This window comes from Paenibacillus sp. ACRSA (assembly GCF_022346845.1).
Taxonomy (GTDB): Bacteria; Bacillota; Bacilli; order Paenibacillales; family Paenibacillaceae; genus Paenibacillus.
On sequence record NZ_JAKRNP010000002.1, the window covers coordinates 870,763 to 893,034 of the forward strand.

Here is a 22,272-nt window from a genome sequence, read left to right on the forward strand (position 1 = left end):
CCTCCTAAAAATTCACAAACGTACAGTATTTTTATCTAGAAACATATTAATACAAAGTAAGAGTAATTACAAACAATTTTATAACCGCAAGTCTCTATTATGCCTTATTTAATCAAGACTTTGCAAATTATCTTTTTGCAATGAAGTCCCCCGTACTTTATGGTCGCGCAGTAACACGGATGGATCGTCACCGATCATGCCCGCGGTCACAACCGCATTTTCCCCGAATTTATCACGCAATTGATCCATGATTCGAATCAAGCTCTCTTTCTTCGGCTTCTGCTCATATTCAAACAGATCCATCTGAATAGCAGATTCCTCACGCGGGATCAACGTTTGTAGAGTGATACCTAACATTCGAACCGGCCTCCCACTACCCCAGTGTTTAGCGAACAACGCACAAGCTTCCCGATATATGATGGACGAATCCTCTGTAGGCACTTCCATTAACCGAGAGCGGGTAATAGTCTTCATGTCCGGCGTACGAATGGTGATCTGAATGCCCTGACTCAACATTTCATGCTTACGCAGCCTTCTGGCGACCTGGTCACTAATATTTAATAGAACCCGCTGCACATCATTCATATCCGATATGTCCGCTGGCAGTGTTGTTGTATGCCCGATGGACTTGTTCGCTTCCCGCTCAGCTTGCACAGGCGAATGATTAATCCCTTTAGCTGAATTTTTCAACCAGGTACCGTTGACACCAAATAGATCTCTAAGCATTCGCTCATCTGAATGAGCAAGCTGTCCAATTGTCTCAATACCGATCTTCTTTAGCTTCTCCGCTGTTTTCTTACCTATGCCAAACAGCTCATTGCAAGGTCTATGCCATAGAATGTTAGGCACATCTCTCATTCGCAGAATGGAAATCCCATTAGGCTTCTTCAGATCCGATGCCATTTTCGCCAGCAGCTTATTAGGCGCGATTCCAATAGAACAAGGTAATCCTAGCTCCTCTCGAATTCGATCCTGTATGCTGGCTGCAATCTCCATTGGTGTGCCGAACTGTTTCGAACCGGTGATATCAAGATAACACTCATCAATAGAGGTTGCCTCAAGCAGCGGTGTATAGCTATATGCGATTTGCATGAATGCTCTGGAATACTTCCGATATAAATGAAAATCAGGTCGAATCACAATTAAGTCAGGACACTTCTTCATGGCCTGGTGGACAACCATGCCTGTTGATATTCCTCTGCCTCTAGCTACGTAAGAGCAGGTTACAATAACCCCTTTTCGCACCTCGCTGCTGCCAGCCACAGCCGTCGCTTTGCCTCGATATAACTCAGGCTCCTCCGCTTCATGCACAGAACAGTAAAAAGCGTTCATATCCACATGCAAAATGACCCGCCCGGCGGCAGGATAATATTGTTCAACATGGGTATAGCGCGTTCCGTCTGAAGACATATTTAACCTCCGCCCTTCGTATACCGATTCGTAGACCATTGGAAATGTAACATTACATCCCACAATCTATAGTTTATAATATTCCAGTTTCTTATGTAAAATTATTTATAGAGGTTGTTCAACAACTCGCATTTATACAACCATTTTTCATCTTGTTGATCATTATCATGGAATTCAAACTGCCTCACTGAACATGTAATAAATTTTGATTAGATACAAAATGCTTCTCGTTTAATGAATTCCATTATACCTTTAATAACTTCATCAATACCTTATAATAGCTTCATCATGGCTCGATCCAGTTTATTTCTGAATGGACTTGATGATCAATCGAACGATCACCCAAATGCCGACTCCAAATATGATTGTAGCTATTAATCAAATAATTGTATTTTCCCAAATAAAGCTCAATACCTCTCCCTCCTTTATCCAATTCTAACAAGCATAACATAATTTCCTCAGTCGTTCACACTGTGCTAAAACTCAAAAATCCTATTTTTGTTACATGAAACTGCGAATTCTATGTAGCATTTGGCTATAATGGTGCTATAATAATTAATTATACAAATTCACGACTTTTGGACAAATCAACGCAGCGAGTTTAACACAGTGTAGCGTTGCAGAATCGAAGGATTGATACAACTTAAGCTTTTCTTACTTTCCCAACTAATCAATTAACTTTTAAAAAAGCGCTTTATCTCAAAGGAGGATCTTCATGTCAAAGGCCATTTCCATCTTCGATACGACTTTACGTGACGGCACACAAGGGGAGGGTGTCAGCTTATCGGCAGATGACAAGCTCAAAATTGCCAAAAAGCTAGATGACCTGGGTGCTCATTATATTGAAGGCGGAATTCCGGGCAGCAACACCAAGGACATTGAGTTTTTCAAAAGAGTCAAGGAACTGAACTTAAACGCCAAGGTGGTTGCATTTGGCAGCACACGTCGGAAAGGCTCTGTCGCCAGTGGGGACGCTAACTTACAACGAATTCTTGAATCAGGTGCTCATGCAGCGACACTTGTCGGGAAGTCATGGGACTTCCACGTGCACACTGCACTGCAAACCACTTTAGAAGAAAACCTCTCCATGATCTATGACTCTATCGCCTATCTTAAACAAAAGGGAATGGAAGTCATATTTGATGCAGAGCACTTCTTCGATGGCTTCAAACATAATCCGGAATATGCCCAAGCGGTGCTTACCAAAGCGCATGAAGCTGGAGCGGACTGGCTGGTTATGTGTGACACCAACGGCGGAACGATGCCCCATGAGGTGCATGAGATTGTATCCACACTCTACCGCGGACTACCCTTAGCTCAGCTTGGCATTCATACGCACAATGACTGTGAACTGGCTGTTGCCAACACGTTAAGTGCCGTACAAGCAGGTGCAAGACAGGTACAGGGTACAATGAATGGATATGGTGAACGTTGTGGTAACGCCAACTTGGCCTCTATTATCCCTAACCTACAATTGAAGCTTGGTTATGAATGCGTGTCTGAAGATTCGATGAAACAACTGACCAACGTAGCGCGCTACGTAAGTGAGATCGCAAATGTGAACATGCCAATTAACCAACCATACGTTGGTAATGCTGCTTTTGCTCACAAAGGTGGAATTCACGTCTCTGCCATCTTGCGCGATTCCCGTACGTATGAGCATATCGTGCCAGAACTTGTTGGGAACAAACAACGTGTGCTTGTCTCCGAACTTGCTGGACAAAGTAACATTGTGTCTAAGGCTCAAGAACTTGGGCTTGAGTTCGACCCTAGTAGCGAGAACTCTCGCCAAATTATTGAGAAAATCAAAGATCTTGAGCATCAAGGCTACCAGTTTGAAGGTGCGGATGCTTCACTTGAATTATTGATACGCGAGGCCAATGGAGACATGAAAGAACTATTCACCTTTGAATCTTTCAAAATGCTGGTGGAGAAAACAGCCGGAAAACCCGTTGTTTCCGAAGCTTTTGTTAAATTGAATGTAGGCGGAAACAGTGTGTACACCGCTGCTGAAGGTAATGGTCCTGTCAACGCACTCGATAATGCTGTTCGTAAGGCGCTTGTACAATACTTCCCTTCACTCGGCAACATGCACCTTTCTGACTACAAAGTACGTGTTTTGGATGAGAAAGATGCTACAGCGGCCAAAGTACGTGTTCTGATTGAGTCCAAAAATACGGAAAACACATGGAATACGGTTGGTGTATCTGAGAACGTTATTGAAGCGAGCTGGGAAGCACTCGTGCACAGTTTCCGCTACGCGTTACTTCAGGAAAACATACAGGACGAGCCTAGCATCGTTTCAATTGCTGCACATGGACTAAATAATCATTAAACACATATTTCCCGGAAAATATAAAGAAGCGCTCTTCTCCAACATCGGAGAATGGGCGCTTTGTTTTGCATTGAGATATCATTTGTCGCCTTATTGAAGACAGGATCGAGATTCCCCTTTAAACAGCTACTTTTTAATTACTGCCTTGATTTTACGCTCCAACTCTTCCTCAGGTAAAATGCCAAGAATAACCTCCTGAATCACGCCGTTGGCATCAATCAGTACATTTGTAGGAAATGCCACTCCGTTATACTTTGCATAAGTAGCTCCGTCCTCATCCAGCAAGATCGGGAAGGTAAGCTTATACTCATCTACAAAGGCTTTGGCATCCTTAAGTTTATCGTACGATGTCACATTAACACCATACACGTCTAATTTATCTTTGTACTTTGCCGCTAATGCATTGAGCTCTGGTGCCTCCTGTTTGCAAGGCTCACACCATGACGCCCAAAAGTTCACAAATATCGCTTTATCCTTAGCTCCACCTACATCGTAGGTTTTCCCGTCCATTGCTGTTAGAGAAAACCCAGGAGCAAGCAACCCTGCACGAGGCCCAGTCTCCGTAGGAAGAGGTTCCTCCTGCTTGAATACTGCTGCAATCCCATCCCCTGCATTTTGCGCCAACGCAAAACCAACGAGTAATACAGCAACAAACCATATGTATAGATTTCTTTTCACGGTTATTCACCCTCTTATCGTCAGTATCCCGCATGATTTTAACATTCATATGGAACAAACCTAGATCCTCTCTCATATTGTACCCTTTTCCTTAAAAATTTTACAATCTGAATCCATAAAAATTGGACTTTTTGAACAGCTTCTATAAAATAAAATGAAAAAGGACTCCTGCCGAAACAGGAGCCAAAGAGAGAGGGGTGAATACAAATGGCAGCACTTCGTGGACAGCAGAACACACTCTACATCCCTTCCTTCGTGGAGCAAGAAATGTCAGAGTACATGTTCCATTCGCTGCCGCAGGAAGCCTGCGGGATTGTGCTGGGTGAAGCTGCAGCGGGCGGCATACGAATCAGTCGGTTTCAGCCCATTCGTAACGTAGCACCTGACCCGCTGCATCATTTCCAACTAGAGCAAGCGGAATGGATTCGTTGCATCTTTCAGGAACCTACGCTTATTGGTGTATTCCACTCCCATCCTCGAACCGAGCCGTTACCGTCTCTAGAGGACATCCACGCCCTTCCGACTTTCGCCGGTTTGCTGAACGTATATCTCATTGGATCACCTGTTCATCCCAGTGATTCAACAAGTCATAACAAGATGAACTTACATGCTTATGAGATTGAATCCGCGATACAGACACCTGATGAAGTTAATGAAGGTATCAAACATACATTACAGCCATTACAATTACGCATGACTTAATTGAGTGTACAGATCTCCCAACGTTTCTACGTTATGCTGAATCATATCTTCCAAGTAACAAGACCATAGTTGCGCCGTCATCTTCGCATCTTCCAGAGCATGGTGACGACCCTGAATGGTAATGCCTCTTGATTCCAGCAGCTCATCTAGCCCATAACCTGGCCTACCAGGCTCCAGCCATCGCGCCAACATCATCGTGTCGATCAGTCGGTGTGTAAGCCTTACCTTGGTAGTACGCCACAACGCTGCATTGAGAAAAGCACGATCATGCCCACTCGCGTGTGCGACAAGCACACTACCTCCGACAAATGACATAAAATCATGTAATCCCTCTAGAAGGGATGGTGCATCCAATGTCATCTCCTGCGTAATTCCCGTTAGTTCAGTAATATGCTCTGGAACGGCTGTCTTGGATTGCACCAATGTGTAGAACTGTTCCCCCTCCACAATGACACCACCATTAATTCGTACCGCTCCAAACGAAAGAATCTCATCTCCATGTTGAGGTGAAAAGCCCGTCGTTTCCAAATCGAACACAACTGCATCCAACTCGTTCAACGGAGTGTGCAGCACCTCCGGTCTACGTTGTTCTCTCATCATCGAACGGATAAAAGCCATGTGTTGCGCCGTAGGGGCTCCCATTATGGAAGCGATGGCGGAAGGAACCCCTCCCTGACGCAGCGAATTCCAAAATCCTGTATTGCCCCGTGCCGGCTCTCTCATGGACGTCTCCTCTCCGCGAAACGCAGCTGTCGTTGCAGTGCGCGGTGCACACGACGTACCAGCCCTAATGTATTTCTCAGTTCATAATGCACTTGCTTTTGTTTCATTTGTTTCTCATCTAAAAATCCACTGCTCTGCTGAAGATCCCGTTTGAGCACAACCGGTGTATTACGCCGAAATTCAAGTGCGGATACGAAAGCTCTGCCAGCGGCATCCAGCAAGGTAAGCGGGACAGCCTCCAACGAAACCAATCGCTCTATCCGCTTGAGTGTGGATGTTTCTTTAATCCCATGCTGTAATGCCAGAAATCTTGCGCTATTGACCAACGGAATGTATAAACCATATTTCACATCAAATCCTCCTGCATGTTCACCAAAACGCTCAGTGACCACCTGCCCAAGAATATTTAATGTAGCTTTATGTTTAACTGTATTGCGCAGAACAGCATCGGAAAGCTCAGGCACCTGTCTGAACCCGGAGTAAAATTCGTTAATCCATTCTTCCGCAAGTCGATGATCTCCTGTAATAAAGCGCATATCTGAAGCGATAATGAGATTACGAACCGGCTCCCAGGCTAGATCTGAACGCCATTCCGACAGCTGTTGTTTCCAAGCTTCAAGCGTCTTTCTCCACAGCCGCTCGGAACACATGACCTTACCTTCACATTTGGCATACCCAAGCTCTTCTAACACATCGGTAATGCGCTGACCAAGCTCAGCATAATAGGATTCTTTTTCTTCATGCGGCATATCACTAATGATCATGCCATTATCCTGATCACTCCATAATGTTGACTCTTCCCTGCCTGAACTACCAAAAACGATAAAGGCATAGGGGACGGGAGGTTGGCCGAAGCCTTCCTCTACCATCCCCTGGATGCACAACTCTACTGCTTTCCGGGAAATCCGGTCATGCAGCTCATTTACCGTTTGGTACCATTCAACCTTCGACAAGGAAGCGGACAACAATTCTTGGAGCTCATTCTGTAATACGATTCGTGCCTGGCGCAATTCTTCAACAGATGCTGCCACATCTATTTCCGTATAGGACCAAGAATGGTTGATAAACGGGATGGGTTCCATCATGTCCGGCCTCCTTGAAGCATGATTCAGCAATCTTCAACTTAGGAGCTGAACGTACCGCCTCCGTTGGATTTGCTTTCTGCATGTTTCATTTGCTCAGGATACCCGTAAGTACCATGTTCGCTTATATCAAGGCCCATTGTTTCTTCTTCTTCCGTAACACGGATACCCATAAGGGCTTTCATTCCGCCTAGGATGATGAAGGATACAACAAGTACGAAGGCAAACGCGCCGACTAGACCGAGGAGCTGTACGCCTAATTGATGGAAACCACCGCCATAGAACAGACCCGCTTGACCTACACCCGCATGCTCAGCAAGCTCTGGTGTAGCAAACAATCCTGTAGAGATCGCGCCCCACATACCAGCAACACCGTGTACAGAGAAAGCATAGATTGGATCGTCAATACCTTTACGATCGAAGTATTGTGCTGTGAAGAATGTGATAATACCTGCCAAAGCACCGATTACCAGCGCAGCCCAAGGCTCAACGAAGGCACAAGCACCTGTAATTGCAACGAGTGCCGCAAGCACACCGTTCAACATACTAGGGATATCCGACTTACCAAGAACTGCCCAAGAGATCAACAGTGCAGCTACACCACCAGCAGCGGCAGCTACGTTGGTAGTCAGAGCAACATAACCGAAGAATCCATCATCCAAAGCCGTTAATGTACTACCTGGATTAAATCCAAACCAACCAATCCACAGAAGGATAACACCGAGCACAGAGTAAACTTGGTTATGACCTGGGATAATGTTAGGTTTGCCGTCTTTGTTATATTTACCGATACGTGGTTTCAACAAGATGGTAGCGACTAACGCTGCTGTTGCACCAGTCAAGTGAACGACCGTCGAACCTGCAAAGTCTTGCATACCCAGCTCTGCGAGCCAGCCACCGCCCCAAACCCAGTGAGCAACCACAGGATACATTATAATAGTATAAAGAGTACCGAAAACGATATATACGCTCATCTTTGCGCGTTCAGCCATACCACCGCAAGCAATGGCTAATGATACCGCAGCAAAAGCTAGATGGAAAACAAATTTAACGGTCAGTGGAACATCGGAGAATGCCAATGACTCGAAAGAAGCAGCCATTTTGTCACCGCTCAGGAAGAATCCCGTTGTTCCAAAGAAGGCATTACCGTTACCGAAGCCAAGGCCGAAACCTAGAGCCCAGAACGCAATTACTGAGATTCCCAACGTCAGGATCGTTTTACCCGCAATATGTCCTGCGTTTTTCATTCGTGTTGAGCCTGCTTCAAGTAGAGCAAATCCCCCTTGCATCAAGAACACCAACACAACAGCCAAGAACGTAAAGGCTGAGTTCAAACCACTTTGAAGCTCGATATTAGTCGGCCCCTCAGCAGCAGCGAATGCGCTGACCGGAAAAGCCAATAAAGTAAGCATTACTAACACCGAAACCAACCATTTCTTTCTCATGAACCCCACTCCCTCACATGTTAAGTTTCTTCACACATCGTGAAACTCTTAATGTCATTATAAGCAGAAGACAGGAAAGTTGACAAGAGTATTTTCAACAAAATTGAAAAATATTTCTGGGAATAAAGTCATACGTCTTTTTCTTGCACTTAAGTACATAATCATAGGATGTGAGTACATAGTTATAGATGGATACATCTCTCATCTTCAAAGCATAACGTTTGACTGTATGGTTAAAGATCATGTATCATATCTATTAGTAAGAAAAACTGGGCGAACTGTATTAAGCCGCAGGTGGAATCTACAATTCCCTACATTTGAACTTGCAAGCGAGGTGAATATCATTGGGGATATGAAACTATTTAGAATTGGCGAACTTGCCAAGACCGCGGGTGTAAGCGAACGGACGATTGACTATTACACAAAACTGGGACTCATTGACCCTGAAGAGCGTACAGAGAAAAATTATCGTCTATATAGTAGTGAAACCTTAACCAGACTAGAACGTATTGTACAAATGAAACAAGAGAAGTATAGTCTCGACGAGATTAAACAATCTCTTCAGAAGTGGAGTCTGGTGAGTACTGAAGAGCAGGTTGCCCATAAACTGAGTACCTTAGAACTTCACGTGCAGCAACTTGAGCGCGAAGTTAACGAGCTCAAACCTCTCCTTGGCGAGATGAAACCTGTACAAGCACGCAAAATGATGGCAGGGCTGCTCACGAAGAGCGCAGGTACGATGGAAGCACTGAAAATTCTGCTCGAGAACACCATGATGTAACTTATTATTAGAAAGTGGAGGAATGAATATGAGTTTCAATAACGGTATGTTCGTTTTGATCATTATCGCGTTTTTGCTCTCCTTATGGGCGCAATTCCGCGTAAAAAGTACGTTTAGGCGTTGGTCTGATGTACCCAACCTAAATGGAATGACTGGTTACGACGCCGCTCGTCACATGCTTGACGCTAACGGCCTACACGATGTTCCGATTGAACCCGTCCGCGGAACCCTCTCTGACCATTATGATCCAATGAACCGGGTCGTTCGATTGTCAGAGCCCGTATACTACGAGAATTCGATCTCAGCCGTTTCTGTAGCGTGTCACGAGGTTGGACATGCGATTCAACATAAAGAAAGCTACCCAATGCTTGCACTGCGTCACCGGATCTTCCCAATCGTGAACTTTGCATCCGGTCTGGCTCCGTTCTTGCTGATCGCTGGTTTCCTCTTCAACGCTATGAACCTTGTCGGGATCGGTATCATCTTCTTCTCCGTTACCGTTGCTTTCCAACTGATTACCTTGCCGGTAGAATTCAACGCCAGTAACCGTGCACGTGAGATTATGGTATCCGAAGGATATATCCGCAACGAGGAAGAAAAAGGTGTAGCAAAGGTACTGAACGCCGCAGCTCTGACTTACGTTGCTGCAGCATTAATCTCATTGCTTGAGTTGATCCGTTACATCGGGATATTCAACAGCCGTGACTAATTAAATAGCTAACATAAACAACAAAACAATACCCCACCGTTAACCGGATGGGGTATTGTTTTGTTGTAGACCGAAATAATTTAATAGAAATGACCGGAACGACTGTGCCACGAGCGGAAGCTTATCATCCGCCCGATGAATTAATCCAATCGTACGTGTCACTTTGGGATGGGAGATTGCTACATGAGCTGGCTGCAAAGGGTTCGTTTGAAATAGCGCCATCTCAGGAAGAAGACTGACCCCCATACCCGCTGCAACTAACCCTCGAATCGTATCTGTCTCTTCACCCTCAAAGGCGATTTTGGGTGTGAATCCAGCTTCGAGACAAGCATGCCATACAATCGGTCTCAGCGAGTAGCCTTTGCTGAACAACACGAACTTGTCATCTTTCAGCTGTTCTAACGCAATCGTTTCTTCATTGGCAAGTGCATGGTTAGGCGGAAGGATTGCATGCAATTCCTCCGTAAGTACAATATCCCCAGCAACCTGATCATGTTTCTCCGGAAAAGGAGAAATGAACGCCAGATCCACTTCAGCGGACAGCACGTCACGAATTAGGGTAGGAAACATGCCTTGCTTGAATCGGAATTTAACATTAGGATAACGCTGACGAAATGCGGCCACAACAGATGGAATTAGATGAATACCCAGACTGTGCGGAAAACCAATCCGAATCTCGCCATGTTCAGGATCCAAAAATTCATGGACTTCTCCAACTGCTTTGTCCAAATCCTTCAAAATTCCTTCTATGCGTTTACAGAAGAGCTGTCCTACAGCAGTCAACTGCAGATTTCGCCCCTTCTGCATAAACAGATCAACACCGAGTTCTTCCTCCAGTTGATGAATTTGTCGACTTACCGCAGACTGCGCCACATGCAATTCTTCCGCAGCCTGAGTAACATGCTCCTTCTGTGCTACTTTCAAAAAGTAATGCAACTGTCTTAATTCCACTTAGCCTGATCGCTCCATTCTGCTATACCCTACTTATCCTTACATGCATACCAAGATCACAGATCATCTTCATTACCATTCATTATTGTTACTTCTTTAACATCCGCGGACGCCACAACCGAATGATAAGTCCATAAATAAAGAATCCACCTAACAATCCACCTAAGTGGGCCATCCAGTTAATCCCCGACATCGCAAACGAGAATATAATTCCGAATACAAGCAGTGTATACAACGTTTTGCGCGAAGACTCATCCATGATGGTTCTCTGGAACAAGGCGACATACAGAAAAGCACCATAAATACCGTATACCGCACCCGAGGCACCAACGGATATCGTTGTTTGCCCCAATGAATTGTACCAAGCAAGCGCAAGCACATTACCCAAAACACCGCTGGCAAGGTACAACACTCCATACCTGATCGACCCGAGGATTCGCTCCATCGGAGGAGCAAACACAACGAGAGCAAAACTGTTGAATAACAAATGACTAAAACCAGCGTGTAGGAAAATGGACGTAAAGTGCCGCCACCATTCCTCCGAATAAACCGGAAGGTTCGTCAGTGCCCCCCACTCGACCAAGGTTACGGGATTAGTTGAACCACCATTCAAAGACAAAAGAATGAACATCACTACATTTGCAACTAATAACATTGACGTCAAAGGGAAAAACCTCAAATAACTCTTCCAGTTCTCATACCTAATAAATATCATACGTTTCTACTTTCACTCCACCCTGTCAGATCGGCTTTCATCTGATCCACCGTAATAAACTGCGTCCACATTGGACAATGTCTTTCATAAAAGATTATAATGGATTTTGGCACGGATCACCAATTAATAAGGAGGAACATTATTATGGCACAAGAACGTACAGGCGCAGCTACATTCAAAGGTAACCCTATCACATTGATCGGTCCTGAACTGAAAGTAGGCGATCAAGCACCTGATTTTACACTCAGCAAAAACCTGATCGAAGAAGTATCTCTGAAAGACTATGCAGGCAAAATTAAATTGATTAGCGTTGTTCCTTCCCTGGACACCGGCGTATGTGATGCGCAGACTCGTCGCTTCAACGTTGAAGCTGGAGAGCTCGGAGACAACGTAGTTGTCCTGACTGTAAGCGTAGACCTTCCGTTTGCACAGGAACGGTGGTGCGGAGCAGCCGGCGTAGACCGCGTTGTTACTTTGTCTGATTACAAAACACGCTCATTCGGTGAAAATTACGGTGTTCTGATCAAGGAATTCCAACTGGACATGCGTTCCATTTTCGTAGTGGATGCCGAAGATAAGATTACATATGTGGAGTATCTGCCTGAAATGACAGAATCCCCTAACTTCGAGCAAGCCATTGCTGCAGTAAAAGCTCTGCTGTAGAAGTCATACACGCCCCAGAACAAAAGCGAGGAAGGCTCACCTTCTCTCGCTTTTTGTTTTGTCATCATCTATATAGGACGTGTTTGAAAACCGCAAAGGACGCAGTTTTCAGACAAGCCCTAGTCATTTGTTTTGTATTTTGCCAGCTTCTTATCAAGCACAGAGAATAGATTCATAATTGTACGATAATTTGATCCCAGATCTCCAAGGGAACCACGTGAAGCAGAATACATATCTACCGCACTACGCACAGGGCTAACTGAGATAATAGAAACGGTAATATCCATCGTCCGGCCAAACGTTGTACGTTTTTCCAAGATAATCTCTCCAACAGATGGCACTTCGTGCAGCACTTTATAACCTGGAATTTTCTTTAGTGTAGAAGAAACCTCTTCCCACGCTCTCTCTTTAGATAGGTTATAATACCGTGTTTTTAATTTGGGATCCTTGGCTCGATCGCTGGTTCCCTCCATACTTCGGATGATACCTACGAGCGTTCTCTTTAAGGTCAAGACCCTTCCTCCTTTGAGTGTAACCGTTCCATTTATGTATTCTAGTGTAACATTGTTCAAGAAGTAACAAAAGGGTAAGCCGCATTTTTAACAAAAATACGATTCTCCTCACAAAAAAGCACCCTGATGTTCCTGGATTAGAGGAAAATGTCAGGGTGCTGTACTTGTAACATAGGAACCCGCCTATGCCGTCCGGCTACATTGTCTTATGAACCTGCTTGGCAGGTGGGTGGTCGCAAAAATGAATTTGAAGTCCCCATGTCGTATAGACAGGGCGTTTCAGCAACATTTTGTATAGATCTCCCGAAGACATCATCATTGGTTCAAAACAACGAATAACCGAAACGTACATCGCAGGATGTACAGTTATTATATCCCTAACTGTGTAAAAAGTAAATGCCGACAAAGTAAGTTTTATTTTCGCAGTGTTTCGTTTTTGTCTTCCACAGGGCTTGCACCCTCAATTGTTTCGACAGCATCTCCCGCTTGTGCTGCTTCCTCTTCTTCCTTCTGCTTCTGCATTTTCTCCATCTGCTCTTGCATCTTCATGAAAGTAGCATAGAAATTGAAGAACGCGAACCAAGCGATAATGCTTACAATAAAGAAGACAAACAATACTGGATATCTTGAACCGATGTAAATTAACAATCCACTTCCCAGCAAAGTTGAAAATACACGAAACGGTCTAATCAGCGTTAACAAAACTGCATTTTTGATAATTAATCCAATCGACATATGATAGTGCACAACCATTGAGAAAAAGTTAAACAGTGAAACGAACAACAACAGCAGCAACACAAGCATTATAATACCTACGAGCTGCATATTTTTGAACTGTGTCATATAAACCGTGTAATCTAGATACATAATGGCAAAAAGCAGCGTATAGAATATACCACCGATCAAACTTTGTTTGTAATTCTCTTTGTAACCTACAAAGAACGTGCGAAAAATCGGTACATCCGTATCACCCATATTCCATTTACGTACAACCGTAAATAAAGCCGAGGTTGCCGGGAATAGTGTAAGCGGTGCCACAATCGCCATAGCCCAGTTCATTTGTAATGACTCGTTAGCCAAGTTCTGTTGCATTACTAAGACCTTCATAATCATGAAAAACAAGAATGGAGACGAGCAAATAGCCCACAACAAGTTGGTTGCGGCAAGTCGTGTAATCCACTCTGTAAGCCTGTATATCCCGCCCATAGCTCCTTTAAATTCCAAACATTTCTCCTCCTCCGCAGCCTTGCGTGTAACCTGAAGTCTAATATTAATATACCTTATTTTATATAGTAAAAGCCAGTACTTCCCGAAAAGAGATGATTCACCTGATCTCGCCCTATGAACTTTCACATACAAAAAAAAGGAATGAGGCAGTCACCTGCCCCATTCCTTAGATCACACTTATATGTTATTGAATTAAATGTTATTCAAAAGATGAATCTTTGGCAGGACGACGTCCTTCATTGTTGCTCGGACGAGGTTTACGGTCACGGTTGTAACCACCTTCTCTGCTTCCACTACCACCGCTGTTACGATCGCGGTTGTAGCCACCACGTCCGCCGCCACTGCTGTTGCGATCACGGTTGTATCCGCCACCGCCACTGCCGCCACCACTGCGGTTACCACTGTAACCTGATGGTTTACGTCCACCGGAGCGAACATCTGGTTTACGACGTTTAGCACGGATTGGATCTTCTGGAGTCAAATCAACTTGTGCATCTTTTTTGTCACCTGTCAGGAGCTTCAGAGCAGCCGACAAGAGTTGAACAGAATCATATTGCTCAAGCATTTGAATGGCAATGCCTTTGTATTCGTTCAGTTCACCAGATTGTACAATTTCAAGCAAACGCTCAGCTGTCAAACGTTGTTTACCTTCTACAGCCTCTGCCATTGTTGGTAACGGTTTACGTGGAATACGATGACGCGTTACACGCTCAATAAAGTGCAAGTGATCGATCTCACGCGGTGTAACGAATGACCAAGCAGCACCCTCTTTACCAGCACGGCCAGTACGACCGATACGGTGAACGTAGCTTTCAGGATCTTGCGGAAGGTCAAAGTTCACAACGTGAGTTACGCCGGATACGTCGAGACCACGCGCAGCAACGTCAGTTGCAACGAGTACGTCAATGCTGCCGTCACGGAACTTACGCATTACTGTATCACGTTGGTTTTGAGATAGGTCACCGTGGAGACCATCAGCAGAATATCCGCGTTTTTGCAACGCTTCAGCCAATTCGTCAACACGACGCTTTGTACGTCCGAATACAATTGCCAGTTCTGGAGATTCCATATCAAGCAAACGGCTCAAAGCCTCGAATTTTTGACGCTCAGGCACTTCGATGTAAGCTTGGTCAATCAGAGGTGCACTAACTTGTTTTGGAATTACGGATACATGCTCAGGGTTGTTCAAGAATTGTTGAGCCAATTTTTGAATGTTTGGAGGCATTGTTGCCGAGAACAACATCGTTTGACGCTCAGCTGGGACTTGTTTCAGGATGGATTGAATATCCTCCATGAAACCCATGTCGAGCATTTCATCTGCTTCATCCAATACAACTGTTTGTACATCTTCAAGTTTGATGGTTTTGCGATTGATGTGATCTAGGAGACGTCCAGGTGTACCAATGATAATCTGTGGTTTTCTTTTCAGTGCACGGATTTGACGAACGATGTCTTGTCCTCCGTAAATTGGCAGGGAGCGCAAACCTTTGAAGCGGGTGAGTTTTTCGATCTCTTCGGCAACTTGGATCGCAAGTTCACGTGTAGGTGCCATAATGAGGGCGCGGATTTTTTCATCACTTTTGGAGATTTTGCTGATCAACGGAATACCGAATGCAGCAGTTTTACCTGTACCTGTTTGAGCTTGACCGATCAAATCTCTGCCTTCAAGAGCAAAAGGGATCGATTTGGATTGAATCGGTGTTGCTTCTTCAAACCCGAGTTCGGTGATCGCTTGCAGCACCAGTGGTTCAAGATTGAAATCTGTGAAATTTAAATTTGTCAAAATTATTCATACTCCTTCTATATGGTGGACATGGTGGACAATCCACTTTGTTGTCTGTATTCTTAAGTAGCGTTAATATTTATAGGGTATCCCATATGGGCAAATTATTTTCACCATCAACATAATTCGTGAATGGGTCCCCAACATAAGACTAAAACTACACACAAGCATTTGAAACATTTCAAATTTTATTAATACATTTGGAAAAAGTTTCCTACTCAAGAATATCCACAAATCATTATATCACAAAACAATTCAAGATTACCAGCAATCTGGTTTTAAATATAAATGAGGTGATTAAATTGCCCAAAATAATTTGGCACTGTTTAGTGATCATTTTGGGTGCTGCAGCTATTGCCTGCGGCTTCAACTGGTTCTTAATTCCGCATCAAATGCTTAGCGGCGGGGTATCCGGTATTTCCATGCTTCTGGGTTATTTCACATCCCTGAGTCTTAGTATAATGTATTTTGTTCTTAACATTCCCTTGCTCATCGCAGGTTGGTTTATTCTTGGACGACGTTTCATTATATTGAGTATTGTCTCTGTAGCAGCCACATCCTGGTTTATCGGTTTGCTGCCTGTTTTTGCTGTGTCACCAGATCCACTACTTAGCTGTGTGTTTGGTGGTATTCTTGTTGGATTGGGCACAGGCATTTCGTTCCGAGTGGGTGGTTCAACTGGTGGGCTTGATATTGTTGGTTCGATCTTCACACGTAACCGCGACTTCCCCATCGGTACCGTTATGGCCGGTATGAACGGAGCAATTATTATGCTCGCTGGTTACTTGAGTGATAATTGGACTATTGCCTTGGCATCCATGGTATCCATCTATATCACGGGTAAAGTGCTGGATCTGATCCACATCAGCCACATCAAAGTAACACTGTACATTATTACGAATGAGACCGAGGCTATGCTGAAGAAATTACTCGTTCGTCCACGTGGGGTTACAAAGATCAAAACTCAAGGAGCATACACCGATATCGAAAAGGACATGTTAATGACTGTAACGACTCGATATGAGCTGGTTGAGATCAAACGAATCATCAAAGAAACCGACCCAAAAGCATTTGTGAATATTGTGGAAACGGTTGGCGTTATGGGTTCCTTCCGTCGAAGTTGAGACACCTGTACGGTTAACAATTATCATAAATGTGGTATAATAATTGTGCACGGCTCCTAAATATGATGTATAGCAGGATCTGCCCTTCAATTTCACAGGCACTTTGCTTTTCCGATTCGCGCCGAATGACTTACCATTTTGGAATTCGAGTAGGAAAGGGTGATTATTGTGGATATGGAAACGGTAAAACTGTTTGAGATCGTCAACAAATGGTGCCCGGAAATGCTCCCTTTCTTGAAACCGAATGAACTCGACTCACTGATCGTCCTCCGAGATGGGCTGGGCATCTTGGAGCAGGGAGATGCAATGGAAATCATTCAGTACAGTATTTGTGAGCATCAGAACGATATTTACATTCAATAATCTTTAGATTGATCACGCCGCTTCTTGTGGGGGTTGTCCCCATTCAGGAAGCGGTTTTCATTTTTTACACATGTTTCATTACTTAGTTAACAAGGTTAAAAGCCGGGAGAGGTTTACTGTATAACACTGACATGGAAATACATAAAAGGAGTGGAATACAATGAATATGTTTTGGGCCTTACTTGCCATGGCCTGGGGAAGCTTCAGCGGTTCTTCGGTAACATCGGATCAGGGAGTGCAGTCATTTCCATCGATAACGAGTAACTTTAATACAGCCATTATTCAATCTCAACAAGATCAGGTGGTCATCGATGCAGACAATCCCCCTGCTAAAATTGATCCTCAACCCGACGCACCCATTGTCAAAGGTATTTATGTAACTGCCTACAGCGCTGGTGGGGCACGCATGAAAGAATTATTGGAACTAGTAGACAATTCAGAGTTGAACTCCATGGTCATCGATATTAAAGACGATCTAGGATATATTACATACCCCACAGAAAATAAAACATTACTGGAAATGGGTACATCCCAACCTTTCATTCGGGATATTGATGCACTGATGAAAAGACTTCAGAAACATGATGTATATCCCATCGCACGCGTCGTTGTTTTCAAAGATACCATTTTGGCTGAAAAGAATCCGGAACTTTCTTTTAAGAACAAAGACGGAAGCGTCTGGGCTAACAGTAAAGGAGACAGCTTTGTGAACCCTTATAGTAAAGAGGTGTGGGATTACAATGTTGCAATTGCCAAAGAAGCAGCAAAATTAGGATTCAAGGAAATACAATTTGACTATGTTCGGTTCCCGGAAGGCTTTGAGAATCGCGCGGATACGTTAAAATATACGAAAACAGACAAGTCACGGGTTGATATTGTGGCTGAGTTCGTGCAGTACGCTCGTAAAGAGCTTGCTCCATTGGGTGTTAGAGTATCTGTCGATATTTTCGGATATGCGGCATCTGTCCCTGCTGCTGAAGGGATTGGACAGGATTTTGTGAAGATATCAGAGAATGTAGATGTGATCTCACCAATGGTATACCCTAGTCATTACTCAACAGGCTGGTATGGTGTGAAGGATCCGGACAAAGATCCATATACAACGATCAAAGGATCCATGGAAGACACACATAAGAAACTTGATCCAACGAAAGAGCTTAAACCGATCATACGGCCATGGATTCAAGATTTTACGGCTAGCTGGTTAGGTAGTGGACATTACGTGAAATACGGGAAGAAACAAGTGGAAGACCAGATTAAAGCGATGAAAGATATGAATGTGGATGAGTATCTACTCTGGAATGCATCCAACCGTTATACGCCAGGTGTTAATTACGAATAAATATTGAAGAAGGCACTTATCCCAAATTATTAAGTAACGACAGCCCGCACCGTATTAGACGGAGCGGGTTTTTCATGCTGCACTGCTCTTCTCTGTTCAAACGGAATAAAATCATCTACAATAAGTAGCTGTCCAGTAATGACACGATGATGATAACTTTATGAGAATAGCGAGGCGCCTCACGTGAACATGACCACAACAAGCTTTTCACAGAAAGCAAAGCAATTTTTGATCATATTTCTTCCCATTTTCACCACACAGATCGCCTTATCTGCCATGTCTTTCTTCGATACCAACATGTCAGGCAAATTTTCTCCATCTGACCTAGCAGGTGTAGCCATTGGTACAAGTCTGTGGATGCCTGTACAGACAGGCCTTAGTGGTATCCTGATCGGAATAACACCTGTTGTTTCCCATTTACTCGGCGCTAAACGCAAGGATCAGATCGGCTACAATGTTATACAGGCTTTATATCTAGGTTTTGCAGTCAGTTTATTCGTTCTTGCCGCTGGAGCCTTGTTGTTAAAACCCATTTTGAATGCTATGCCGCTGGAGCCGCGAGTGGCTCAGGTTGCGCTTTACTTTTTGAGCGCCCTTGCTTTCGGCATTACTCCCCTATTCGGGTATACCGTTCTCCGAAGTTTTATGGATGCTCTCGGACAGACGCGAATTAGTATGTTAATTACGTTGATCTCATTACCTGTGAACATACTACTGAACTACCTGCTTATTTTCGGACGATGGGGTTTTCCTCAATTAGGTGGTGTAGGCGCAGGGGTAGCAACAGCTTTTACTTATTGGCTCATATTTCTAATCAGTCTTTTCGTTGTACATCGGGTAGAGCCATTCGCTCAGTACGGCATCTTCCGTCAAATGTCTAAAATATCATTCGGAAAGTGGAAAGAACTTCTTAAAATTGGAATCCCCATCGGATTCGCTACATTTTTTGAAACTTCCATTTTTGCAGCTGTTACGTTGTTGATGAGTCGATTCGATACGATTACAATTGCTGCTCACCAGGCTGCCCTGAATTTCGCTTCTACGCTCTATATGTTACCTGTAAGCATCTGTATGGCTCTCACGATCCTAGTAGGCTTTGAAGCAGGTGCTGGGCGAGTCAAAGATGCGAAAGAATACAGCCTTCTTGGCATTGGCGGGGCGATTGTGTTGTCTTTGTTAACCGCCGTCGTATTACTTGTATTCGGCGAACAAATTGCCGGTCTCTATTCGAATGATCAGCAAGTTATTGCACTAACGCAGCACTTTTTAATCTACGCGATCTTCTTTCAGATTTCGGATGCCATCGCTACGCCGACGCAGGGAGCGCTTCGAGGGTATAAGGATGTGAATCCTGCTCTCATCATTACGTTTGTAGCCTATTGGATCATCGGGCTGCCGGTTGGATATATTACAACCACGTATACGTCCCTTGGTGCTTTTGGTTACTGGGTTGGATTGATTACAGGTCTGGCTGTCGGTGCAGTAGCATTGCTGTGGAGATTGTTCCTGGTTCAGCGAAAAGCTGCCCCTGAATCATAAATGTGCAAGCACAAAAAGAGCACGGCCCTTGATAAAGGCTGTGCTCTTTTGTTTTACTTATTTATTATTGGGACAAACGTTGTGCCAGTTCATACGTTTCCACATCAAAATCTTTTTTCGTATTCACGACTTTATCAATATCAGTGAGGACAAGCTCACCTTTGATAATACCACAACCCTTATCCGTCTCACCTGCAATCAGGCTGCGAACAGCGAAGTCACCTAGTCGGCTTGCCAAGTTACGGTCGAATGGAGTTGGTGTACCTCCACGTTGAATGTGACCCAGCACCGTTACTCGCGGTTCATACGTAGGACAACGCTCCATTAATTCTTTTGCAACATCCTCACCTTTACCTACACCTTCTGCTACGATGATGATACTGTGACGTTTGCCATGAGCGAAGTTAGCTTTCATCCGATCTGCTACTTCATCCATGTCAAACGGTACTTCAGGAACGAGAATCGTTTCCGCACCAGAAGCAAGTCCTGCGTGCAGAGCGATATCGCCGCAATGACGACCCATGACCTCAACGATGGAAGAACGCTCATGGGAGGACATCGTATCACGCAATTTGTTCACTGCATCAACGACCACGCTTACCGCTGTATCGAATCCGATGGTGTAATCAGTGAATGAGATGTCGTTATCAATGGTTCCTGGAAGACCCATCGTGTTGATACCCAGCTTACTCAACTTGTTCGCACCATTGTAAGAACCGTCTCCACCGATTACAACCAAACCGTCGATGCCACGAGCACGAAGAATATCCGCTCCCTTTTCCTGACCTTCGGCCGTGTAGAACTCTTTACAACGCGCTGATTGTAGAACTGTGCCCCCACGTTGGATGATATCACCAACACTACGGAGATCCATTGGGAAAATATCGTTGTTCAGAAGGCCTTGGTATCCACGCTGCACACCATATACCTCAAGACCGTGAAATAGTCCGCTGCGAACCACCGCACGAACGGCCGCGTTCATCCCTTGTGAATCGCCACCGCTCGTTAAAACTGCGATTTTTTTTACTGCTGTCATGATGTTTCTTCCTCCTCTAGTTTCACTTCAGGCTCCCGCAACCAATCGCCTGACTTACATGTGCTTGCGAATCCAGCGACTAAAGATAAAGAAAAACACTCTTGTCATTGGACTCTTCTTCATCAAACGCTTGGAAATGGCGCGAACTTCATGTTGTTCGCTTACTTTGGGATCAGACAGGTAAATGGCAAGTAATCCTTCAATGATCATTCGGTGAAAGGAGCTTCCCGGAATGTTCTGCACATCACTGCGCGCCATCTCCACAATAAAAGCAATTCGGTCCAGCATCGTCTCTACATTCTCATAGTAATTACAGAAGTTGAGATCTCCCCCGACACGATCCTCATCCTGGTCGATTAAATAATCGAGCATAATGTGTAATGCGCATACATGCGGAAAATAGGCGGTGTGGATCGAGGCCGCCTGCTCTTCAGTTAGCTGCTCGTCGCTCGCAGCCAAAAACAGCATGAATACGCCCAGCGTAGAGCCAGTAGCGGCGGCAAATTCGTTCCAACGAAACTGAGGCGTGCGGTGACGATGCTCCGACCACCATTCGAGCAAAGCCGTTTCTCTCAGTTCCGGTTTGATATGCTTATATACCTGCAGGTCCGTGTATAGGCCTGCCAGATCCTGAATTTGAGGCTTGGCGGACGCATACCCAGGCAGCTGACGAGTCAACTCCTGACATGTAGTCACCAGATTCCGTAAGTACCCACCGTCATCCTGCTCCTCACGAAGAGCATAATAATTGACTGGTGTTGCCTCGGGATCTACCGCATCAAGCATGGATTGATGGAGCAGACGAAAGTCGTTCGGATCCATCGATGTGCTGCGGTCACACAAATTGTCTAAATAATCACTGATTGTTTGGTAAGCAACAATTAGCGGAATTAAGATATGCCTCTTCGGCATATCGGGCAAAGCATAGACCGTACCACCTTCGCAGTGGAATTGCTTGTCCCTGATGCTAGCGAGAGCTTGGTTGCGCAATTCCTCATTCGGAATTTTCTCAGCCTGTTCACGCCACTCATCTAATTTTTTCCGCGTCTCCGGAATCGTGTACTTGTACACCTTTCTCATCAAATCCAATGAATTCCGTGGATATTGATGACGACTTTGATTTGATTGGCTCAAAATAAATGTGCCTCCACT

The 22,272-nt window shown here is 44.6% G+C and carries 21 protein-coding genes and 1 other RNA gene; 9 read left to right on the top strand and 13 right to left on the bottom strand.

Translation table 11 applies throughout. The features are described from left to right. Window positions 1-108: 108 nt before the first annotated feature. Window positions 109-1,410 carry a DNA polymerase IV gene (locus tag MH215_RS08830; RefSeq protein ID WP_239289706.1) on the bottom strand — a complete coding sequence of 434 codons (1,302 nt, stop codon included), beginning with the start codon at window positions 1,408-1,410 and terminating at the stop codon, window positions 109-111. Between the two features lie 715 nt (window positions 1,411-2,125). On the opposite strand from MH215_RS08830, the gene cimA reads away from it, so the two are divergent. Continuing rightward, a complete protein-coding gene (gene cimA / locus MH215_RS08835) occupies window positions 2,126-3,745 on the top strand; it encodes a citramalate synthase (RefSeq protein WP_239289708.1) in 1,620 nt (539 codons plus the stop codon). Between the two features lie 126 nt (window positions 3,746-3,871). Here the strand turns inward: cimA and MH215_RS08840 are convergent, their stop codons facing one another. Beyond that, entirely contained in the window at window positions 3,872-4,423 is a 552-nt protein-coding gene (locus MH215_RS08840; RefSeq protein WP_239289710.1) for a TlpA family protein disulfide reductase, read from the bottom strand. Window positions 4,424-4,630: 207 nt separating this feature from the next. Here MH215_RS08840 and MH215_RS08845 point away from each other — a divergent pair, with 207 nt between their 5' ends. Further along, window positions 4,631-5,125, top strand: a complete 495-nt coding sequence (locus MH215_RS08845) for a Mov34/MPN/PAD-1 family protein (RefSeq protein WP_239289712.1) — start codon at window positions 4,631-4,633, stop codon at window positions 5,123-5,125. Here MH215_RS08845 and MH215_RS08850 read toward each other — a convergent pair. The 3 genes from MH215_RS08850 to MH215_RS08860 are packed head-to-tail and all read right to left on the bottom strand — an operon-like array spanning window position 5,111 to window position 8,375. Further along, window positions 5,111-5,848, bottom strand: coding sequence for an exonuclease domain-containing protein (locus MH215_RS08850; protein ID WP_239289714.1), 738 nt, complete (start codon window positions 5,846-5,848; stop codon window positions 5,111-5,113). The two genes, MH215_RS08845 and MH215_RS08850, sit on opposite strands and share 15 nt — an antisense overlap. Next, window positions 5,845-6,930: a DUF294 nucleotidyltransferase-like domain-containing protein gene (locus MH215_RS08855; protein WP_239289895.1), complete on the bottom strand. Its 1,086-nt coding sequence runs from the start codon at window positions 6,928-6,930 to the stop codon at window positions 5,845-5,847. The genes MH215_RS08850 and MH215_RS08855 overlap by 4 nt, the downstream gene beginning before the upstream one ends. Before the next feature lie 41 nt (window positions 6,931-6,971). After that, the gene (locus MH215_RS08860; RefSeq protein WP_239289716.1) at window positions 6,972-8,375 is read right to left on the bottom strand and encodes an ammonium transporter; all 1,404 of its coding nucleotides are present in this window, start codon (window positions 8,373-8,375) and stop codon (window positions 6,972-6,974) included. Window positions 8,376-8,727: 352 nt separating this feature from the next. Here MH215_RS08860 and MH215_RS08865 point away from each other — a divergent pair, with 352 nt between their 5' ends. Together MH215_RS08865 and MH215_RS08870 are read left to right on the top strand one after the other, a co-directional pair. Next, the gene (locus tag MH215_RS08865) at window positions 8,728-9,156 is read left to right on the top strand and encodes a MerR family transcriptional regulator (protein ID WP_056701120.1); all 429 of its coding nucleotides are present in this window, start codon (window positions 8,728-8,730) and stop codon (window positions 9,154-9,156) included. A 28-nt stretch (window positions 9,157-9,184) separates the two neighbouring features. Next, window positions 9,185-9,865, top strand: a complete 681-nt coding sequence (locus MH215_RS08870; protein WP_056700283.1) for a zinc metallopeptidase — start codon at window positions 9,185-9,187, stop codon at window positions 9,863-9,865. A 39-nt stretch (window positions 9,866-9,904) separates the two neighbouring features. Here MH215_RS08870 and gltC read toward each other — a convergent pair whose 3' ends face one another. Further along, a complete protein-coding gene (gene gltC, locus MH215_RS08875) occupies window positions 9,905-10,816 on the bottom strand; it encodes a glutamate biosynthesis transcriptional regulator GltC (RefSeq protein ID WP_056700281.1) in 912 nt (303 codons plus the stop codon). Between the two features lie 88 nt (window positions 10,817-10,904). After that, on the bottom strand, window positions 10,905-11,531 hold the full coding sequence (locus MH215_RS08880; protein WP_239289718.1) for a rhomboid family intramembrane serine protease: 627 nt from the start codon (window positions 11,529-11,531) through the stop codon (window positions 10,905-10,907). A gap of 144 nt (window positions 11,532-11,675) precedes the next feature. On the opposite strand from MH215_RS08880, the gene tpx reads away from it, so the two are divergent. Beyond that, window positions 11,676-12,194, top strand: a complete 519-nt coding sequence (tpx, locus tag MH215_RS08885; protein WP_056700278.1) for a thiol peroxidase — start codon at window positions 11,676-11,678, stop codon at window positions 12,192-12,194. 119 nt (window positions 12,195-12,313) lie between these two features. Here tpx and MH215_RS08890 read toward each other — a convergent pair whose 3' ends face one another. From MH215_RS08890 to cshA, 4 genes are all read right to left on the bottom strand, one after another. Continuing rightward, window positions 12,314-12,706, bottom strand: a complete 393-nt coding sequence (locus MH215_RS08890) for a DUF1499 domain-containing protein (protein ID WP_056700276.1) — start codon at window positions 12,704-12,706, stop codon at window positions 12,314-12,316. Window positions 12,707-12,878: 172 nt separating this feature from the next. Next, a non-coding RNA gene (ssrS, locus tag MH215_RS08895) (6S RNA) lies at window positions 12,879-13,069 on the bottom strand. A 51-nt stretch (window positions 13,070-13,120) separates the two neighbouring features. Beyond that, window positions 13,121-13,930, bottom strand: coding sequence for a YesL family protein (locus MH215_RS08900; RefSeq protein WP_056700274.1), 810 nt, complete (start codon window positions 13,928-13,930; stop codon window positions 13,121-13,123). Window positions 13,931-14,132: 202 nt separating this feature from the next. Beyond that, complete coding sequence (gene cshA, locus MH215_RS08905) at window positions 14,133-15,716, bottom strand: degradosome RNA helicase CshA (RefSeq protein WP_239289720.1); 1,584 nt, start codon at window positions 15,714-15,716, stop codon at window positions 14,133-14,135. Window positions 15,717-16,018: 302 nt separating this feature from the next. On the opposite strand from cshA, the gene MH215_RS08910 reads away from it, so the two are divergent. From MH215_RS08910 to MH215_RS08925, 4 genes are all read left to right on the top strand, one after another. Further along, window positions 16,019-16,840, top strand: a complete 822-nt coding sequence (locus tag MH215_RS08910; protein ID WP_239289722.1) for a YitT family protein — start codon at window positions 16,019-16,021, stop codon at window positions 16,838-16,840. A 174-nt stretch (window positions 16,841-17,014) separates the two neighbouring features. Next, window positions 17,015-17,203, top strand: coding sequence for a hypothetical protein (locus MH215_RS08915; protein ID WP_186380855.1), 189 nt, complete (start codon window positions 17,015-17,017; stop codon window positions 17,201-17,203). Between the two features lie 160 nt (window positions 17,204-17,363). After that, entirely contained in the window at window positions 17,364-18,545 is a 1,182-nt protein-coding gene (locus MH215_RS08920; RefSeq protein WP_239289723.1) for a putative glycoside hydrolase, read from the top strand. Window positions 18,546-18,734: 189 nt separating this feature from the next. Next, window positions 18,735-20,084, top strand: coding sequence for an MATE family efflux transporter (locus tag MH215_RS08925; protein ID WP_239289724.1), 1,350 nt, complete (start codon window positions 18,735-18,737; stop codon window positions 20,082-20,084). Between the two features lie 64 nt (window positions 20,085-20,148). On the opposite strand, the gene pfkA is transcribed toward MH215_RS08925, so the two are convergent. Both pfkA and MH215_RS08935 read right to left on the bottom strand, forming a co-directional pair. Next, window positions 20,149-21,120: a 6-phosphofructokinase gene (gene pfkA / locus MH215_RS08930; RefSeq protein ID WP_056700260.1), complete on the bottom strand. Its 972-nt coding sequence runs from the start codon at window positions 21,118-21,120 to the stop codon at window positions 20,149-20,151. Window positions 21,121-21,174: 54 nt separating this feature from the next. Then, window positions 21,175-22,254, bottom strand: coding sequence for a tetraprenyl-beta-curcumene synthase family protein (locus MH215_RS08935; protein WP_200956179.1), 1,080 nt, complete (start codon window positions 22,252-22,254; stop codon window positions 21,175-21,177). Window positions 22,255-22,272 lie beyond the last annotated feature (18 nt).

Excerpts from the sequence above, each read along its gene's own strand:
- MH215_RS08915 (WP_186380855.1), top strand. The coding sequence starts at position 17,015 with ATGGAAACGGTAAAACTGTTTGAGATCGTCAACAAATGGTGCCCGGAA.
- MH215_RS08855 (WP_239289895.1), bottom strand. The coding sequence starts at position 6,930 with ATGGAACCCATCCCGTTTATCAACCATTCTTGGTCCTATACGGAAATA.
- cimA (WP_239289708.1), top strand. The coding sequence starts at position 2,126 with ATGTCAAAGGCCATTTCCATCTTCGATACGACTTTACGTGACGGCACA.
- MH215_RS08850 (WP_239289714.1), bottom strand. The coding sequence starts at position 5,848 with ATGAGAGAGCCGGCACGGGGCAATACAGGATTTTGGAATTCGCTGCGT.
- MH215_RS08925 (WP_239289724.1), top strand. The coding sequence starts at position 18,735 with ATGACCACAACAAGCTTTTCACAGAAAGCAAAGCAATTTTTGATCATA.
- MH215_RS08845 (WP_239289712.1), top strand. The coding sequence starts at position 4,631 with ATGGCAGCACTTCGTGGACAGCAGAACACACTCTACATCCCTTCCTTC.
- MH215_RS08880 (WP_239289718.1), bottom strand. The coding sequence starts at position 11,531 with ATGATATTTATTAGGTATGAGAACTGGAAGAGTTATTTGAGGTTTTTC.
- MH215_RS08870 (WP_056700283.1), top strand. The coding sequence starts at position 9,185 with ATGAGTTTCAATAACGGTATGTTCGTTTTGATCATTATCGCGTTTTTG.
- tpx (WP_056700278.1), top strand. The coding sequence starts at position 11,676 with ATGGCACAAGAACGTACAGGCGCAGCTACATTCAAAGGTAACCCTATC.
- MH215_RS08860 (WP_239289716.1), bottom strand. The coding sequence starts at position 8,375 with ATGAGAAAGAAATGGTTGGTTTCGGTGTTAGTAATGCTTACTTTATTG.
- pfkA (WP_056700260.1), bottom strand. The coding sequence starts at position 21,120 with ATGACAGCAGTAAAAAAAATCGCAGTTTTAACGAGCGGTGGCGATTCA.
- MH215_RS08865 (WP_056701120.1), top strand. The coding sequence starts at position 8,728 with ATGAAACTATTTAGAATTGGCGAACTTGCCAAGACCGCGGGTGTAAGC.
- MH215_RS08830 (WP_239289706.1), bottom strand. The coding sequence starts at position 1,410 with ATGTCTTCAGACGGAACGCGCTATACCCATGTTGAACAATATTATCCT.
- MH215_RS08920 (WP_239289723.1), top strand. The coding sequence starts at position 17,364 with ATGAATATGTTTTGGGCCTTACTTGCCATGGCCTGGGGAAGCTTCAGC.